This is a genomic window from Polynucleobacter sp. AP-Sving-400A-A2 (assembly GCF_018688155.1).
In the GTDB taxonomy this organism is placed as follows: domain Bacteria; phylum Pseudomonadota; class Gammaproteobacteria; order Burkholderiales; family Burkholderiaceae; genus Polynucleobacter.
This window is the reverse complement of record NZ_CP061312.1, coordinates 1,411,435-1,429,039: the sequence shown is the minus strand read 5'-3', so window position 1 is coordinate 1,429,039 and position 17,605 is coordinate 1,411,435. Positions and strand designations below refer to the sequence as shown.

The following is a 17,605-nucleotide window of genomic DNA, read 5'->3' as shown; positions in this document are numbered from 1 at the left end:
ATTACCCGCCCGACTGTTAGCTGTCCATAACAATCCATTACCAAGGTGACATATGAGACTTACAACTAAAGGCCGTTTTGCAGTAACCGCAATGATCGATTTAGCCCTGCGTGAGACGCACGGGCCTGTAACTTTGGCCGGAATTAGCCAAAGACAGAAGATTTCCCTCTCTTATTTAGAGCAATTATTCGGCAAGTTACGCCGTTTCAATATCGTTGAAAGTACTCGCGGTCCTGGTGGTGGTTACACCCTAGCCCGCAAATCTGAGGAAATTAGCGTGGCTGACATCATCGTAGCCGTAGATGAGCCACTGGATGCAACTCAATGTGGCGGTAAAGGCAATTGTCATACCGATGAAGAAAGCCAAGGCCATTGCATGACTCATGATCTTTGGTCAAACCTCAATGCCAAGATGGTGGAGTACCTGAGTTCCGTGTCATTACGAGATTTGGTGCACCAACAATCTGGACGTGGGATCGTATTGCATGATTTGCGACCCAAGAAAATCAAGGCTGACAGTGTTAAAGCTGAAAAGCAGGCACCAGCAGTCGCAGCAAAGAAAGAAGACGCCCCAAAGCGCCCTCTTGTGAATTCTGTTTTTAATCTAGCCCGGCAAAGTTAATTTAAGAGATCCATCTCTTTACCCATAAATCGATAAGCAAAAAATGAACGCACCACAAGACATTCCCCAGCAGTCAATACCGATGTTCAGTCCTAAGCATTTCCCAGTTTATATGGACTATTCGTCGACTACGCCGATTGACCCGCGCGTCGTAGATAAGATGTTGCCTTACTTGCGCGAGCAGTTTGGTAATGCCGCATCTCGAAGCCATGCCTACGGTTGGGCTGCAGAGGAGGCGGTTGAGTGGGCGCGTTCAGAAGTAGCCCAGTTAGTGCATGCTGACCCAAGGGAGATTGTATTTACCAGTGGTGCAACTGAGAGTATTAATTTGGCACTGAAGGGTGCGGCGCACTTTTATAAAGATCGCGGTAATCACATCATTACCGTGAAGACAGAGCACAAGGCTACTTTAGATACTTTTCGTGAGCTCGAGCGCGAAGGTTTTGAAGCCACTTACTTGGATGTCCTGCCAAACGGTTTGATTGATTTCGCTCAGCTAGAAGCGGCAATGAAGCCAGGTACTATTTTGTTGTCAGTGATGTATGTCAATAACGAGATTGGCGTGATCCAAGATATTCCAGGTATTGGCGAGTTATGCCGCTCACGTGGTGTGATTTTTCATGTGGATGCTGCGCAAGCTACCGGTAAAGTTGAAATTGATTTAGAGAAAACTAAAGTAGATTTAATGAGCTTTTCTGCTCACAAGTCCTATGGTCCTAAAGGTATCGGCGCCTTGTTTGTGCGTCGTAAGCCCCGTATTCGTATTGAGGCGCAGATTCATGGTGGTGGTCATGAGCGCGGTATGCGTTCTGGCACATTAGCTGTTCATCAAATCGTTGGCTTGGGTGAGGCTTTCCGCATCGCACGCCTTGAGATGGCTTCGGGCAATGCGCGTATTCGTGCTTTGCGCGATCGCTTGCTCAATGGTTTGAAGGATATTGAAGAGGTCTACGTTAACGGCGACATGGATCATCGTGTTCCGCATAACCTGAATATCAGCTTTAACTATGTTGAAGGCGAATCGATGTTGATGGCCTTGAAAGACCTAGCTATCTCTTCTGGTTCTGCATGTACTTCAGCATCCTTAGAGCCATCTTATGTATTGCGCGCCCTTGGTCGCAATGATGAATTAGCACATAGCTCAATTCGTTTTACTTTGGGACGCTTTACTACTGAAGAAGAAGTGGATTTCACAATTAAGTTGGTGAAAGAGAAGATTGCGAAGTTACGCGAACTTTCACCTTTGTGGGAAATGTTTAAGGATGGTATTGATCTCAGCACCATCCAGTGGGCAGCGCACTAAGCAGTACTGAATATATTTAAGCAAGATAAAAGATAAAAGACAAAAGAGATAGCGAGAAAATACCATGGCATATAGCGACAAAGTAATTGATCATTATGAAAATCCCCGCAACGTGGGTTCTTTTGAAAAAGGCGATGACCAAGTAGGTACTGGCATGGTCGGTGCACCCGCGTGCGGTGACGTGATGAAGTTACAGATTCGTGTAAACGATCAGGGCGTGATTGAAGATGCCAAGTTCAAGACCTACGGTTGTGGTTCTGCGATTGCATCCTCATCATTAGTTACTGAGTGGGTTAAAGGCAAAACTTTGGATCAGGCTTTAGAGATCAAGAACTCCTTGATTGCTGCAGAGTTAGCTTTGCCGCCAGTAAAAATTCACTGCTCTATTTTGGCTGAAGATGCCATCAAGGCAGCAGTGGCCGATTACAAAGAAAAGCATCCAGCCCTGTAAAGATAAAGAGGCTTTCATCATGGCAATTACCTTAACCGACAAAGCAGCAAAACATGTTCAGCGCAATTTAGATAAGCGTGGAAAAGGTTGCGGCTTACGCTTAGGTGTTCGCACCACCGGTTGCTCGGGTTTAGCCTATCAACTGGAATACGTGGATGAAGCTGCTCCTGAAGATGCGAAATTTGAATCTAATGGCATCACCATCTTTATTGATCCTAAGAGTTTGGCCTATTTAGATGGCACCGAATTAGACTTTGTACGTGAAGGTTTGAACGAAGGCTTTAAGTTCCAAAACCCGAACGTAAAAGATGAGTGTGGTTGTGGTGAATCCTTCCGCGTCTGATAATTACTTTCGTTTCTTTGGCTTAGAGCAACAATTCAACCTGGATTTGTCTGCATTAGATCAAGCCTATTTGGCGATCCAAAAAGAAGTACATCCTGATCGCCATGCTCGCGGTAGCGATACCGAGCAAAGATTGGCTATGCAAATGGCTACCTTAGCAAACACTGCGTTTCATACTTTGAAAAATCCAATTCAGCGTGGGCTTTACCTTTGCCAGCTCCACAAAGTGGATGCACGTCTCGAGACTAATACGGCTATGCCAGCCGCTTTTCTGATGAAGCAGATGGAATGGCGTGAAAGTCTCGAAGATCAAGATGAGGATCTCAGTGCTCTCGAAGCTCTAGCTGAAGAGGTTGATCAAGCTAAACGAGATATTTTGGTAGAAATTACACAGGCTATCGATGGAGCTCAGAACTATGAGCGCGCAGCTGAGTTACTCAGAGGCTTGCTTTTTATTGATAAGTTTGCGCTAGAGCTAGATGATGCCATCTCAGCTTTAGTATAGCTTTACACTCTAGACCCCATGGCCTTATTACAAATCTCCGAACCTGGTAAATCACTTGCTCCGCATCAGCGTCGGATTGCGGTAGGTATTGATTTAGGCACTACTAACTCTTTAGTCGCAATTGTGCGGGATGCCTTGCCTAAGGTTCTCCCTGATTCAGAAGGGCGCGAGTTACTTCCTTCGGTGGTGCGATATCTCCCAAATGGTAGAACTCAAGCGGGCTTCGAGGCTGCCGAAAGTATTGTCTCGGACCCCAAAAATACGATCGTGTCTGTTAAACGTTTCATGGGTCGGGGTATCGTTGATGTAGAGAATATCGAAAGCACTCCCTACGACTTTGTTGATGAGCCCGGGATGTTAAAGATCAAAACAGTGGCAGGTGACAAGAGTCCGATTGAAGTTTCTGCAGAAATTCTGGCACGCTTGCGCCAGTTAGCGGAAGACTCAGTAAATGACGACATCGTTGGTGCAGTGATCACTGTGCCTGCTTATTTTGATGATGCTCAGCGTCAGGCAACTAAAGATGCTGCGAAGCTAGCTGGCATTGAAGTTTTACGTCTGCTCAATGAGCCTACTGCTGCTGCCATTGCTTATGGTTTAGATAATGCCTCCGAGGGAATCTATGCGGTTTACGATTTGGGCGGCGGTACTTTTGATATCTCCATTTTGCGTATGAGCAGAGGGGTATTTGAAGTACTCTCCACAGGCGGCGACTCTGCATTGGGTGGCGATGATTTCGACCATCGTCTCTATTGTTGGGTAATCGAGCAAGCTAAGCTTTCACCGCTGTCGATTCAAGATCACCGTAAGCTCTTACTCTCTTGTAGACATGCTAAAGAGCAATTAAGTCATAACCCATTAGCTCGCGTTCATGAAACTCTTGCAGATGGAACTGTGATTAATGTGGGCATTAGCCAAGCCCAGTTTTTTGAAATCACGCAAAACTTAATCAATAAGACTTTGGTTGCTGTAAAGAAGGCTTTGCGCGATGCAGGCCTTAAGGCTGATGAAGTCAAAGGTGTTGTGATGGTTGGTGGTGCAACTCGCATGCCTCATGTACAACGTGCGGTTGGTGAACTCTTCGGCACTAAACCCTTAAACAATCTCAATCCAGACCAAGTTGTCGCTTTAGGCGCAGCAATGCAGGCTGACTTACTTGCTGGCAATCAAAGTAAGGATGATGAGTGGCTCCTATTGGATGTCATTCCACTGTCGCTTGGTATTGAAACTATGGGTGGCTTGGTGGAAAAAATTATTCCTCGCAACACACCTATACCGGTAGCGCGTGCTCAGGATTTCACGACCTTTAAAGATGGCCAAACTGCCTTAGCGATTCAGGTGGTTCAGGGCGAGAGAGAGTTGGCACAAGACTGTCGCTCTTTAGGCAAGTTTGAATTGCGTGGCATACCACCAATGGCTGCTGGAGCTGCTCGCATTCGGGTGACCTATCAAGTGGATGCAGATGGATTGCTTTCTGTAAGTGCCATGGAGCAAGGTTCAGGCGTACAAGCCTCAATTGATATCAAACCATCATATGGTTTGACTGATGCCGAAATTGCACGCATGCTGCAAGATGGTTTTGCCTCAGCCAAAATAGATCTCCTCTCAAGATCTTTACGTGAAGAGCAAGTGAATGCCCAACGTTTATTAGATGCTGTACAAACTGCTTTAGATTCTGATCGTGAATTATTGAATTCTCAAGAACAGGCTGAGGTTGATCAAGAAATGGGCGCCTTGCAAAAGATACTCGTGGAAGAAACTGATAGCGCCATTCTCAGAAAAGCAGTCGATCATGCCGCCAAGGCCACCGACGAGTTTGCCCAAAAGCGCATGAATGCCAGTATTAAGAGGGCATTGGCTGGTAAGAATGTTGCAGAAATTTAAGAAAAGAAAATTACCCAAATGACTCAGATCGTTGTTCTACCCCATAGCGAGTATTGCCCTGAAGGTGCCGTGCTTGAAGTGACTCCAGGCACCTCCGTTTGTGAAGCTTTGCTAGAAAATAATATTCCGATTGAACATGCCTGCGATATGGTCTGCGCTTGTACTACCTGTCACGTAATCGTGAAAGAGGGTTATCAGAGTCTGAATGAGCCTGATGAGAATGAAGAAGATTTGTTAGACCGTGCATGGGGCCTCAATCCCCAGTCTCGCTTATCTTGTCAGGCTATTGTGGCGCGCCAGGACCTAGTCATTGAGATCCCAAAATACTCCATTAACCACGCTAAAGAAAATCACTAATTTCTGGCTCGGTATTACACTCTAGAAATACAAGAGGATTAATGAGTGTATGAATATTCAGAATAAAGCAGGATATTTGATTGGGCTTACAGCGCTCTTGAGTGCTTGTTCAAATAATAGTGATCCCTATCAAAATATAGACTATCCACAATCCTATACCCAAAGTGGTGGCTATAACAGTTCACCGCAGTTGATTTCATCAGAGCAATTACAGTCTTTACTTTCTCCGATTGCTTTATATCCAGACCCCTTACTTTCTTTAATGCTATTGGCATCCACTTACCCACTAGAGGTGGCTGAAGCCTATAACTGGCGTAATAGTAATTCCAAGCTGAGTGGCACCGCATTAGAGGATGCTCTCAAAGCACAATCGTGGAACGATAGCGTGAAGTCACTAATCTCATTCCCGCAAGCATTCAATATGATGGGTAGTAAGTTACAGTGGACTCAAAATCTGGGAAATGCTTATAAGCTGCAACCAGCAGATACGATGAAGGCGGTACAGGTTTTACGCAAGCGTGCCGTTCAAGCTGGAACCCTGAAAACAAATCAGCAAATTACAGTGAGCACTGACGCTAATTCAAACGTATTAATTAGTCCCGCAAATACTCAAGTTGTCTATGTGCCGAGCTATAACCCCACCGTTGTTTATGGAGCGTGGCCTTATCCAGATTACCCACCATATCCTGCTTATAACCCCGCCTGGGGAATGATGTCATTTGGTCTCGGGATGGCAGTAGGTGGTGCATTTTGGTCCACGCCTAGCTGGTCTGATGGCACGATTAATGTGAACAATACAAATTCTCCCGGAAGAACGAATAGGGGGCTGATTGGCCCTAGTAGCATTCAGAACCAACAGCGCCTTCTAAATGACTGGAAAAATAATGCGACCCCGCAAGATCGACAAGCGGCAAGAACGGCGGGGCAGCGCGCAGATAGCGCCTTTCAGAAAAATGCCACGCCACAAGAGCGCGCTCAAGCTGACCGTCTAAATCAAGAGGCAAAAAATGATTACCAGCAGGATCGTAGCAATCCAAATACCTATCGTGAGGCTGCCCAAGAAAATGCGATGCGAGAGCAAGCGCGTGCTGATCGAATGAATGATGATCGATTCGGTGGGCGTGGCGGTTTTGGTGCTGGCCGCATGGGTGGATTTAGGCGCTAATTTATAAAGAAGATACTATGAAACTATTTTGGAAAATCTTACTCGTCATTAGTGCAGTTTTACTGTTGCAGGTCAATACTTTTGCTCAGTCTGAACTTCCAAAGAATGATGCCTCTACTGCTGCATTGGTTGAGCTATGCAAAAACCTCAACGACGCGGATGCGCAGAACTTTTGCTTTGGCTTTGGTGAGGGTGTTTATCAGACCTATCTTGCTAAGCGCAATTCAAAACAAAAGCCGAGTATTTGTTTCTCATCGGAAGCTGGTACAAGAGAAGTCATTCTCCAGGAGTTCTTGGCTTGGAATCAAAACAATCCCCAATTCAATCAAGAGCGTGCAGCTAAGACGCTGATCCGATTCTTTGAGGCAAAGTACTCCTGTAAATAGCGGGCGCTAAGCTACCTACGCCCATTGCACCAATATGAGGCATTACGCACATTAATTAAGCAATGCCTGATTAGATGAGGTTTTCAATTGAATACGATGAGGTTGTTGTTCATTCTTAGGTAGTACCTCCATGAATTTTTTTCAACCACCCTACGGGGTGGTTTTTCTTTGACTTATTTTTTTATATTTTGGAGCAGTGGCTGTCGATCCGCGTATTACTAGATGGACTCCCGTCCTAATCTTTTTTGGTAAATTTTCGACACCATTTATTTGTGAAATTAAATGATTAGCTGCCTGAGCCCACATACTAATTGCATCAATGTGTATAGTTGTTAAGCTTGGTAGTATGTGCCTGGATATTTCTAGATCATCAAAGCCGATAATCGATAGGTCCTTGGGAACTTTAATATTTTGGTTTTGAGCCTCCAGCAGTGCGCCCAGGGCAAGTACGTCCTGTCCGCATATGATAGCGGTAATTTTGGGATCGGATAGTAGCAGCTTTTTCAATCCCAACCTTGCTTCCTGAAGTTCGTAGTGACATTCCACGATCACCTCAGATTTAAGGCGAATTTTTTTCTGAGCTAGTAATTCTAGGGCTCCCAAAACGCGATCTTTTGCACGATCGTTATCTGCGGTGATGCCAGTCAGGATGCCGAAATGTTTATGTCCCATCTCCAGAAGGTGTTGAACGCCTAGCTTGATAGCCTCTTTATTATCAAACCCTGATGCAAACCCATTAAAAGGAGTTGAGAGCGAGCCAACATGAATATAAGGAATATTCCGAGTTTTTAATAGCTTGAGGGCATCTCTTTCCTGGCTAGTCCCAAAAAGAACCACTCCTTCGACTCCTCGCGCTAGGAGGTTTTTTATCTGGGTTGATTCAATGACGGGGTCGTAATTAGTGCTGGAAACCAAAAGCTGATAACCGGCTTGATTTAATTGTTTCTGAAACTCTGCAAGGCCTTGAGAAAAAATAGCATTATCAAGAGTAGGCACTATCGCGCCGATTGTCCCTGAGCGCTTCAGCATCAGTGCGCGCGCTCCAGCATTGGGGATGTAACCCAATCTTTTAATAACGCCGTTAATTTTTTCCTTAAGCGCGGTACTGACCGTTTCTGGACGATTTAAGGCTCGCGATACAGTTGCAGTGGAAACTTTTGCTGCGGCTGCAACATCATGGATTGTGACCGTGCTCATAGATTTTTTATCATTAGTTCGGGTAAATACTTAAACAAGTATGTAGACGGATTTTATATTGCTGGTAAATTAAAGGAAGTTGTGAAAGCGCTTACATTTTAAAGATTCTATAAGGAATTAGAAATTTTTAGCAGAATTTTTTCCCTCTTTTTATTTTTTGGTCTTTTGCTTTTCGTTTGGTTTGGGCTGACCGAATGGACGGGTGCTATATCGAGCGCGAGATTTCCTACGCCAACCGAGACCTGGAATTCATTCAAGATTATTGCGTTACATGGATACGGCAACGGCAACTTGTATCAGCATGTTTTACAAAGCATGCTCTTAGTTACCACGGGATTTCTGGTGTCCTCTTCTTTGGGAATCCTGCTGGGAATTTTGATGGGGGCCAATAAAAAAGTTGAAGCTTTTGTAAACCCTATCTTTTTAACCTTAAGACCTATTCCTCCTCTGGCATGGATACCATTGGCAATTGTTTGGCTGGGATTGGGTAATTCAGCTAAGGTCATGGTGATCTTTGTGGCTGCTTTTGTGCCGGCTGTTATTAATAGTTTTACCGGGGTGAGGTCGATTGAAGTTCCGCAACGTGAAGCAGCGGCTATGCTGGGGATTAGCCGCTTTGCTTATTACCGTGAGGTTTTGATTCCTGGGGCTTTGCCACTTATTTTTACGGGATTAAGACTCTCACTACAAGCCTCATGGACTACCTTAGTTGCTGCAGAATTAGTGGGGGCGACACTAGGGTTGGGATCAATCTTAAATCAGGCAGCACAAGACATTAATCCCGCCATGATTTTAGTTGGCATGATTAGCGTCGCCATTTCTGGATGGTTGATGACGCAGATTTTGGCTAAGGCTGAGCGCACTGCAATGCCATGGAGAGCATGATGGCGCACCAAGAGCGTTTAAGCCGAGGCGCATTTATATTTTGGACTGGACTGGGTGTGGCTAGTTTTATTGGGTTTTGGTATCTCTCAGCAATGCTAGGTCTTGTACCTAAACAATTTCTGCCAATGCCACACGAGGTTCTTTTTAAATTTATTCAGCTAACGAAAGAGCCATTTTCTGGATACACGCTATTTACGCACATCACCTCTAGTTTTCAACGATTCCTGTATGGCTTTGTATTGGCGGTTGTCATTGGTGTACCACTTGGTCCATTGATGGCTTTATCTAGATTTGCGAATCAATTAATTACCCCGTTTTTTGAAAGTATTCGTTTTGTGGCGCCAATTGCCTGGGTTCCATTTGCAGCACTTTGGTTTGGAACTGGTATTGGTGGCCCTGTCTTAGTTATTTTTATGGGGGCATTTCCACCAGTATTAATTAATACCTACCGAGGCGCTATCCACGTCGATAAAAAATATCTTGAAGCTGCAAAAATGCTTGGAGCAGGCAAATTACGCCTTATGACCGAGGTTTTATTTCCCGCTGCCATTCCATCCATTATTGCTGGGCTGAGGATTTCCGCGGGGCTGGGCTGGCAATCCTTGGTGGGTGCTGAATTGATCGTGGCATCTAGCGGGGTTGGCTACATGATGGTTAAGGGTCAGGCAAGTATCCAGACAGATATTGTGATGAGCGGCATGATCGCAATTGGCCTGATCGGTTTATTCATTGATGTACTTTTAAGGCAAGCCGAAAAGTTTGCTGTTCACTATAAAGAAATTTAATTTATGGCAGATATTGTTTTTGATTCCGTAGAGAGAAGCTTCAAGCAGGGCGGTAAAGAGTTTTTAGCCGTGGGCGGTATTGACTTGGTAGTGAAAGACAAGGAGTTCGTGGCGATTGTTGGACCATCTGGTTGCGGTAAAACTACTTGCATGCGTATGGTGGCTGGCTTAGAGATGCCGACTAAGGGGCGTGTTCTGGTTGGCGGCAAAGAAGTAAAAGGTCCAGGTCCCGATCGCGCGGTTGTTTTTCAGCAATTTGCCTTATTTCCCTGGAAGACAGTTCAAGAGAATATTGAGTTTGGCTTGAAGTCGATGAGTATGGGTGCTGAAGAAAAGCGCGATAAGACAGCCCGATTAATTTCCTTAATGGGTTTAGAGGGTTATGAGAAGGCTTATCCCCATCAATTATCTGGTGGCATGCAACAACGCGTCGCCATTGCACGCGCTTATGTGCTCGAGCCAGAGGTGCTTTTGATGGATGAACCGTTCGGTGCATTGGATGCGCAAACACGAGTAGTGATGCAGGAAGAGCTCGTAAGACTTGCTCGTAAAAATCCTAAGACGGTTTTATTTATTACGCATGCAGTTGAAGAGGCGGTATATCTCGCGGATCGTGTAGTGGTGATGTCGCGAAGGCCTGGTCTGATTCGGGATGTAATTGAAATTAAGCCTATTCGTGAACAAGAGGGCTGGGATACCCATACACGCATTGAAGATGTGATGGATTTAAGTTCGTTTGTGCAGTTACGTAGTCAGATTTGGAAGTTGTTACGGGAGCAAAACCTAGGCGTTGATCATTAATTTATTTTGGTAAATAACGAGGGAGACAAAAATGCAATTTAAAAAAACATTAGCAAGTATCTTGGGGGCAACTGTCCTAACGGCAGTCAGCATTAGTCATGTGCAGGCGCAAGCAAAGCCTGCCTTAACGGAAATTAAGGTGAGTTATCAGCCTGCGCTTTATTGGGCGCTGCCATTTTATGTTGCTACTGAGAAAAATTGGTGGGCTGAACTAGGTCTCAAGCCTGAATTCAGTACATTTCCAGCCGGAGTGCCTCAAATTGCTGCTTCCGCCTCAAAGTCTTGGGATGTAGGGGGTACTGGATCAGTGCCGGCGGTATTGGGCTATGTGCGCTTCGGAATTAAGACTATTGGACTTTCTAATGACGAGTCCATGGGTAATGCTTTATTAGCAACTCCAAAAGCTGCTGAAGCCTTTGCTGCGAATCCGCAGTCACTCAAAGGACAGACGATTGTTCTTACAGGCAACTCGACTGGTGATTATGCTGTCCAATCTTGCTTGAAGAAGTATGGTTTATCTAAAACCGATGTCACCATTAAAAATATGGGCCAGGGCGAGATTATTTCTGCGATGTCATCAGGTAACGCAGATTTTGGTGGCGTATGGGCACCTAATATCTATACCTTAGAAGAAAAGGCTGGTGCTAAGGTAATTTGTAGCGGCAAAGACGGCGGGGCAATCGTACCCGGAGCCTTGATTGTGCGTGGTGATTATGCAAAAGAAAATCCACAAAATGTGGCTAAATTCTTGGCAATTTATTTGCGTACCTGGAAGTGGATGAATGCTAATAAGCCACAAGCTATTGCCATGATGAAAAAGTTTTATGAGCAGGGTGGCGTAACGATTTCTGAAGCATCAATGAAGAAAGAGTTCGATACTCGTCCAACTTTTGATCTTGCTGGTGAATTGAAGATTATGGACAGCTCTAAAGGGCCCTCACAAGTTGACGGTTGGTTTAATTCCATAGCCGCATTTATGCAATCTACTGGAGCCATTCAAACTATTCCGCCAGCTAATGAATATATTACTGACGAGTTTATGAAAATGGTCAACGCAGACAAGAAACTCCGAGAGTTTGCAAATAACAGTAAGTAGTAGTTAGTTGGTAAATCTAAAAAATGGGGGAAACCTCATTTTTTAGAAAACAATCTGTAAGCGCTTACAAAATGAAGGTTAAAAAATGTCTACAAACTATTTAAAAAAAGCTGCGAAGACGCCAGAAACTGAAACATCCACTGCGCAGCAAGTAGTGACTGAAATGCTGGCGAATATTGAGAAGAGTGGTGAGATAGCCGTTAAAGAATATGCCTCCAAGCTCGATAAATGGTCTGGTGAAATAGTGATGTCTGATGAAGCTATCAATGCAGCTCTGTCACAAGTCCCTGATCACGTTAAGAAAGATATTGATTTTGCGGTGAAGCAGGTTTACGACTTCGCGATTGCTCAAAAAAATAGTATTCAAAATTTTTCAACAACCTTGCATCCTGGTGTGACAGCTGGTCAAGTGGTGTTGCCGGTAAATGTGGTTGGATGCTATGCGCCTTCTGGTCGATATGCCCATATCGCATCAGCCTATATGACGGTTGCTACTGCAAAAGCTGCTGGTGTAAAAAATATTATTGCCTGCTCCAGTCCATTTCGTGGAGGGGGAATGCACCCCTATGTGCTTTATGCCTTTAAGGCCGCCGGTGCCGATGTGATTATGACTTTAGGGGGCGTTCAGGCAATTGCTACTATGGCTTACGGGCTATTCACTGGAAAGCCTGCTGACGTTGTTGTAGGCCCTGGGAATAAATTTGTTGCAGAGGCCAAGCGTACGCTTTTCGGAAAAGTGGGTATTGATGTTTTTGCTGGCCCATCTGAGATAGGCATTATTGCTGACGAAACAGCTGATCCTAAGATTGTTGCCAGCGATCTAGTGGGGCAAGCAGAGCATGGTCATGAATCCCCTGCTTGGCTATTTACAACTTCAGAAAAGCTAGCGCATGAAGTGATGCAATTGGTACCGAAAATGATTGATTTATTGCCGCCTACCGCAAAGGATGCGGCAGCTTGTGCTTGGCGTGACTATGGTGAGGTGATCGTCTGTAGTTCGCGCGAAGAGGTGGCTCTGGTGTCGGATAAATATGCCAGCGAGCATTTGGAGGTGCATGCAAAAGATTTGGATTGGTGGTTAAGTAATTTGACCTGCTATGGATCGCTATTTTTGGGTGAAGAGACCACGGTCGCATTTGGAGATAAGACTAGCGGACCAAATCATGTTCTACCTACTAAAGGTGCCGCTAGATACTCGGGTGGATTATCGGTCCATAAGTTTATGAAAACCCTCACCTGGCAGAAGATGACTCGTGAAGGTAGCAAGGAGATGGCTCTAGTGACCGCTAGGATCAGTCGTTTAGAGGGCATGGAGGCACATGCCCGGACTGCCGACGATCGTTTGGAAAAGTATTTCCCGAATGAAAAGTTTGATCTTGGGACTCCGGTGGAAGTATGAGTTTGAAGATTAATCAACTATTTAGTTTACAGGGAAAAACTGTCCTCATTACAGGTGGTAGTAGTGGATTGGGTGAGGGTATGGCTCTAGCGCTTGGCCTCGCTGGTGCCAAGATCGCCATCGCAGCTCGTAGAGAGGGGCAGTTGCTTGCAGCTGCCCAGCGTCTTGGTAAGCAAGGTGTTGAGGTGACTTGCTTTACAGCTGACCTCAGTGTGCTTGAGGAATCAACCGAGTTGTCCCGGAAGGCATTGGATAAGTTAGAAAAGATTGATATTTTGGTGAACGCTGCTGGTATGAATTTGCGCGAGCCATTTGCAGCGGTCTCTCCGAAAAGTTGGCAAGAGCAATTGAATGTCCACCTAGGTGCCCCGTTTTTTTTGACGCAGGCCTTAGCTCCTCAAATGAAGACCCAGCAGTGGGGGCGCATTATTAATATTGCCTCTCTCCAAAGCTTTAGAGCATTTGGAAACAGTGCTCCCTATGGCGCAGGCAAGGGTGGAATAGTGCAGTTGACTCGTGCGATTGCGCAGGAGTGGTCAAAATTTGGCATTACTTGTAATGCTATTGGCCCCGGTTTTTTCCCAACCGCATTGACTGCGCCAGTCTTTGGTGATCCTGAGTTAGTCAAAATGCACGCAAGTAAAACGGCTATTGGTCGCAATGGAGAGATTAAAGATGTCGATGGCTTGGCAATATTTTTAGCCAGCGACGCATCCTCATACATCACTGGTCAAACTATCATGCTGGATGGTGGTTACACCGCATCCTAAGGAGAGAGCTATGAAAGCCTTGGTTTATACGCAACCTAATGAGATGCAAATCTTAGATCGACCACATCCCATCTTGGTTGATGGAGAAGTTATTTTAAAAATTGAGTCGGTTGGAATTTGCGGTAGTGATATGCATGCTTTTCATGGGCATGACCCCAGAAGAAATCCAGGCCTTGTGTTGGGGCACGAATTTGCTGGAACAGTAGCAGAGGCTAGCACCCCATTATTTTCTACTGGTCAAAGAGTGACGGGAAATCCGCTAATTACCTGTGGATCTTGTGAGTATTGTTTGCAGGGTAGAAATAATTTATGCGCCAACCGCACGATGGTTGGGATGACTAGGCCTGGAGCATTTGCGGAGTATATGAGTATTCCCGCAAGTTCCTTGATTGCCATCCCAGAAAGTCTTTCTGTAGATGCAGCAGCCCTTACTGAGCCAGCTGCAACAGCGGTTCATGCGATTAATTTATCGATGCGCGCACTTGAGCGACCGATTCAGGAGTGTCGCGTCTTGATCATCGGTGGTGGAGCGATTGGAATGTTGGCAGCCTTGCTTCTGAGGCACTATGGGGTTGGTGATTTGACTGTTGCCGAAGTAAATCCATTGCGAAGAAAAGCGGTTGAACTCCACGCTGCTTGTAAAACCTACAATCCAGTTGAAGAGAAGGTAACTGAGAATGCCTATGAATTTGTAATGGATTGCGTTGGTGCTGCTGTGACTAGCAATACTGCCATGGCTGCTATCAAGCCTGGGGGCGTAATCATGCATGTCGGCCTACAGGATTGGTCAAGCGAAATTGATATGCGTAAATTAACTCTTGCAGAAATTACGCTACTAGGAACTTATACCTACTCAACAGTTGATTTGCAGGCCACGGTTAACTTATTGGCTCGTAATGCTTTTGGTGATTTGTCTTGGGTGGAAAAGCGATCTTTAGATGATGGTCCTCAAGCATTCATGGATTTACATGCCGGCAAGACTGCTGCTGCAAAGGTTCTATTGAAGCCCTTCTAATGGCATTGCTGATTGCTTTAAATCATTATCAAGGGATTGCCCATGCAATTTGATTTTCATTCCACTCGCTCCATATTGGTTCAGCGGGGAGGCTCCACCGAGCTGGCAAGAATCACTCGTGATCAGGGCGCTAGTAAAGTCTTGATTGTTACAGATCCCGGTGTTCTTGCTGCGGGATTACTTGAAAAAGCGCTGCCTCAGTTTGAGACACTGCATATTCCGGTGCATATTTTTTCAGAAGTTCAGGCTGATCCATCAGTTTCAATAATTGAGGCGGCAGTCAAGGCGGCGCAAGACTATCAGGTTGATTGCATTGTGGGCTTTGGCGGTGGAAGTTCGATGGATGTGGCAAAACTAGTTGCACTGCTATCACTGGGCCATGAGAAATTAGCTGATATCTACGGTATCGGCAATGCTAAGGGGCCAAGGCTACCTTTGATATTGGTACCTACCACCGCAGGCACCGGATCAGAGGTGACTAAAAGTTCGGTGGTGACAGTGAGTGAGAGTGAAAAGAAGGGCGTCCTGTCTCCGCATCTATTGCCGGACCTTGCGCTTTTAGATGCTGAATTAACATTGGGTCTTCCTGCGCATGTCACTGCAGCAACTGGAATTGATGCGATGGTGCATGCAATTGAGGCATTTACAACGAAGCATTTAAAAAATCCCATAGCCGATTGCCTCGCAAAAGAAGCGCTGCAATTGCTGTCGAAAAACCTGCATCGTGCAGTCTTCACTGGGGGAGATATTGAAGCTCGGGAAAATATGCTGCTCGGAGCATGTTTAGGTGGAATGGCATTTACCAATGCACCAGTCGCTGGAGTACATGCTTTGGCTTATCCAATAGGGGCAAGATTTCATGTGCCCCATGGACTCTCGAATTCTCTAGTGCTGTCCCCAGTGATGCGCTTCAATTTAAAGGTGGCGCATGCGATGTATGCCGAGCTTGGGCAGATTATCAAGCCTGGTTTGCAAGGCTCAACCATGCAACAAGCCGAGCAATTGGTAGATTACCTGGGCTCTCTGGCTGGAGAATTGGGGCTACCTACGCGCTTAAGAGATGTTGGGATTGCTGAAAAGGACATAGATCAATTGGCTAAAGATGCTATGTTGCAAACCCGTCTTTTGATGAATAGTCCGCGGGAAATTCAACTGGCAGATGCTGCTGCTCTGTATAAAGAAGCACTATAGATAAGCAAGTTCTCAATTAATGGATCGTAGAAAATCTCAGAAATATCTATTATTTTCTAGAGAATCTTTCCAGGATTCATAATTCCCTGTGGGTCAAGAGCTCTTTTTATACTTCTCATCAATTCCAGTTCTATAGAACTTTTTCTTGTTATTAGCTCATTTCGTTTTAATTGCCCAATTCCATGTTCAGCTGAAAATGAGCCAGAATATTTATATACTTCGTCATGAACTAATTGATTGATATCTTTTCGTCTTATTTCAAGATCTTTAGAAAGTTCGGGGGCAATGGGAGCAATGTTGTAGTGTAGATTGCCATCACCAATATGTCCAAAAATGACTGTTTGCAAATGAGGCCAAAATTTTCTCAATTTCACTTCTGTAGATGCAACAAATTTTGCTAGTTCTGATATTGGTAACGAAATATCATGCTTCACGATTGTCCCCAGGATAAACTGCGCCTCTGGTATGCCTTCCCTTATTCTCCAGAGATCTTTTGACTGCTGGAGAGATTTAGATAAAACAGCATCGTTAATTAGCCCTATACCAAAGGCTTTCTCAAGCAAAGTCTCAAGCTGGGCATACGATTTTTCTTCATCCTCCATACTAGATAATTCAATTAGTACCGTCCAATGGGATTGATCATTAATTAGTCTGGATAATTTTTCTATTCCAGTAGATACAAGAGTGAGCGCTGAAGATGAAATAATCTCAAATGCAGTTAAATCTACATTGCAATGCTGGTTGATTAATTCAATGAGCTTGATACTGGATTGGACATCTTTAAGTGCAACTAGGGCGGTAGCTTTTGAGCGAGGCAATGAAAATAGCTTTAGTGTTGCAGCGGTAATGATTCCAAGCGTCCCTTCAGAGCCAACATAGATATCTTTCAAAGAATACCCCGTATTATCTTTTCTCAGTCCGCGTAATCCATTGAATATTTCCCCGGATGGTGTAACTACCTCAAGACCCAGGGTAAGGTCGCGCATATTCCCATAACGAAGAACTTGAACTCCTCCTGCGTTAGTGGATAAGTTTCCGCCAATAGTGCAACTCCCCTCGGATGCTAGACTTAAAGGAAATAACTTTCCTGATTGTTTTGCAGCCTCCTGGGCACTAGCTAGCAGCACTCCAGAATCAAGAGTAATCGTAGAGTTTTCAAGATTAACTTCATGGATTTGATTGAGTCTAGTTGTGACAATCACAACTGATGGGTGCTCATCCATAGGAGTTGCGCCTCCACAAAGACCAGTGTTTCCACCTTGCGGCACAATTGGTATTCTATTTTGATTACATAATGAAACTAAGGAGGCGACCTCACCAACATTTTTTGGCTTCAATACAGCAATCGCATTCCCTGAGAACCGTTTGCTCCAGTCCGTTAAGTGGGATTGTTTATCGGCGTTTGAGTTGGATACAAAGTCTGATCCAATGATTCCACTGCATTGCTCCA

Annotated in this window: 19 protein-coding genes; 17 read left to right on the top strand and 2 right to left on the bottom strand. The window is 45.0% G+C overall.

The features are described 5' to 3' along the window. Nucleotides 1-52: 52 nt before the first annotated feature. The 9 genes from C2758_RS07515 (at nt 53) to C2758_RS07475 (ending at nt 7,016) form a co-directional block, all read left to right on the top strand. Complete coding sequence (locus tag C2758_RS07515; protein WP_215327629.1) at nt 53-622, top strand: Fe-S cluster assembly transcription factor; 570 nt, start codon at nt 53-55, stop codon at nt 620-622. 43 nt (nt 623-665) lie between these two features. After that, a complete protein-coding gene (locus C2758_RS07510) occupies nt 666-1,925 on the top strand; it encodes an IscS subfamily cysteine desulfurase (RefSeq protein WP_371817692.1) in 1,260 nt (419 codons plus the stop codon). 64 nt (nt 1,926-1,989) lie between these two features. Next, complete coding sequence (gene iscU, locus C2758_RS07505) at nt 1,990-2,376, top strand: Fe-S cluster assembly scaffold IscU (protein ID WP_215304672.1); 387 nt, start codon at nt 1,990-1,992, stop codon at nt 2,374-2,376. A 19-nt stretch (nt 2,377-2,395) separates the two neighbouring features. Then, nucleotides 2,396-2,719 carry an iron-sulfur cluster assembly protein IscA gene (iscA, locus tag C2758_RS07500; RefSeq protein WP_046330505.1) on the top strand — a complete coding sequence of 108 codons (324 nt, stop codon included), beginning with the start codon at nt 2,396-2,398 and terminating at the stop codon, nt 2,717-2,719. Continuing rightward, entirely contained in the window at nt 2,685-3,224 is a 540-nt protein-coding gene (gene hscB, locus C2758_RS07495; RefSeq protein WP_215327628.1) for a Fe-S protein assembly co-chaperone HscB, read from the top strand. The genes iscA and hscB overlap by 35 nt, the downstream gene beginning before the upstream one ends. 18 nt (nt 3,225-3,242) lie before the next feature. Then, nucleotides 3,243-5,108, top strand: a complete 1,866-nt coding sequence (gene hscA, locus C2758_RS07490) for a Fe-S protein assembly chaperone HscA (protein WP_215327627.1) — start codon at nt 3,243-3,245, stop codon at nt 5,106-5,108. Between the two features lie 18 nt (nt 5,109-5,126). Then, nucleotides 5,127-5,465 carry an ISC system 2Fe-2S type ferredoxin gene (fdx, locus tag C2758_RS07485; protein ID WP_215327626.1) on the top strand — a complete coding sequence of 113 codons (339 nt, stop codon included), beginning with the start codon at nt 5,127-5,129 and terminating at the stop codon, nt 5,463-5,465. Between the two features lie 49 nt (nt 5,466-5,514). Then, nucleotides 5,515-6,630 carry a DUF3300 domain-containing protein gene (locus tag C2758_RS07480; protein WP_215327625.1) on the top strand — a complete coding sequence of 372 codons (1,116 nt, stop codon included), beginning with the start codon at nt 5,515-5,517 and terminating at the stop codon, nt 6,628-6,630. Nucleotides 6,631-6,647: 17 nt separating this feature from the next. Continuing rightward, nucleotides 6,648-7,016 (top strand): Rap1a/Tai family immunity protein, encoded by a 369-nt coding sequence (locus tag C2758_RS07475; RefSeq protein WP_215327624.1) that lies wholly within the window; start codon nt 6,648-6,650, stop codon nt 7,014-7,016. A gap of 150 nt (nt 7,017-7,166) precedes the next feature. Here C2758_RS07475 and C2758_RS07470 read toward each other — a convergent pair whose 3' ends face one another. Continuing rightward, nucleotides 7,167-8,213 (bottom strand): LacI family DNA-binding transcriptional regulator, encoded by a 1,047-nt coding sequence (locus tag C2758_RS07470; RefSeq protein WP_215327623.1) that lies wholly within the window; start codon nt 8,211-8,213, stop codon nt 7,167-7,169. 342 nt (nt 8,214-8,555) lie between these two features. Here C2758_RS07470 and C2758_RS07465 point away from each other — a divergent pair, with 342 nt between their 5' ends. The 8 genes from C2758_RS07465 (at nt 8,556) to C2758_RS07430 (ending at nt 16,155) form a co-directional block, all read left to right on the top strand. Next, a complete protein-coding gene (locus C2758_RS07465) occupies nt 8,556-9,098 on the top strand; it encodes an ABC transporter permease (RefSeq protein WP_251369172.1) in 543 nt (180 codons plus the stop codon). Further along, nucleotides 9,095-9,883 carry an ABC transporter permease gene (locus C2758_RS07460; RefSeq protein ID WP_251369171.1) on the top strand — a complete coding sequence of 263 codons (789 nt, stop codon included), beginning with the start codon at nt 9,095-9,097 and terminating at the stop codon, nt 9,881-9,883. Before C2758_RS07465 ends, C2758_RS07460 begins: the two co-directional genes overlap by 4 nt. A 3-nt stretch (nt 9,884-9,886) precedes the next feature. Beyond that, nucleotides 9,887-10,684 carry an ABC transporter ATP-binding protein gene (locus C2758_RS07455; RefSeq protein WP_215327622.1) on the top strand — a complete coding sequence of 266 codons (798 nt, stop codon included), beginning with the start codon at nt 9,887-9,889 and terminating at the stop codon, nt 10,682-10,684. A 31-nt stretch (nt 10,685-10,715) separates the two neighbouring features. Further along, nucleotides 10,716-11,780 (top strand): ABC transporter substrate-binding protein, encoded by a 1,065-nt coding sequence (locus C2758_RS07450; RefSeq protein ID WP_215327621.1) that lies wholly within the window; start codon nt 10,716-10,718, stop codon nt 11,778-11,780. Nucleotides 11,781-11,865: 85 nt separating this feature from the next. Then, entirely contained in the window at nt 11,866-13,179 is a 1,314-nt protein-coding gene (hisD, locus tag C2758_RS07445; protein ID WP_215327620.1) for a histidinol dehydrogenase, read from the top strand. Continuing rightward, nucleotides 13,176-13,949, top strand: a complete 774-nt coding sequence (locus C2758_RS07440; RefSeq protein WP_215327619.1) for an SDR family NAD(P)-dependent oxidoreductase — start codon at nt 13,176-13,178, stop codon at nt 13,947-13,949. The genes hisD and C2758_RS07440 overlap by 4 nt, the downstream gene beginning before the upstream one ends. A gap of 10 nt (nt 13,950-13,959) precedes the next feature. After that, nucleotides 13,960-14,964: a galactitol-1-phosphate 5-dehydrogenase gene (locus C2758_RS07435; protein WP_215327618.1), complete on the top strand. Its 1,005-nt coding sequence runs from the start codon at nt 13,960-13,962 to the stop codon at nt 14,962-14,964. A 42-nt stretch (nt 14,965-15,006) separates the two neighbouring features. Next, complete coding sequence (locus C2758_RS07430; protein ID WP_215327617.1) at nt 15,007-16,155, top strand: iron-containing alcohol dehydrogenase; 1,149 nt, start codon at nt 15,007-15,009, stop codon at nt 16,153-16,155. Nucleotides 16,156-16,211: 56 nt separating this feature from the next. On the opposite strand, the gene C2758_RS07425 is transcribed toward C2758_RS07430, so the two are convergent. Further along, nucleotides 16,212-17,585, bottom strand: a complete 1,374-nt coding sequence (locus C2758_RS07425) for an FAD-binding oxidoreductase (protein ID WP_251369289.1) — start codon at nt 17,583-17,585, stop codon at nt 16,212-16,214. Nucleotides 17,586-17,605: the final 20 nt, after the last annotated feature.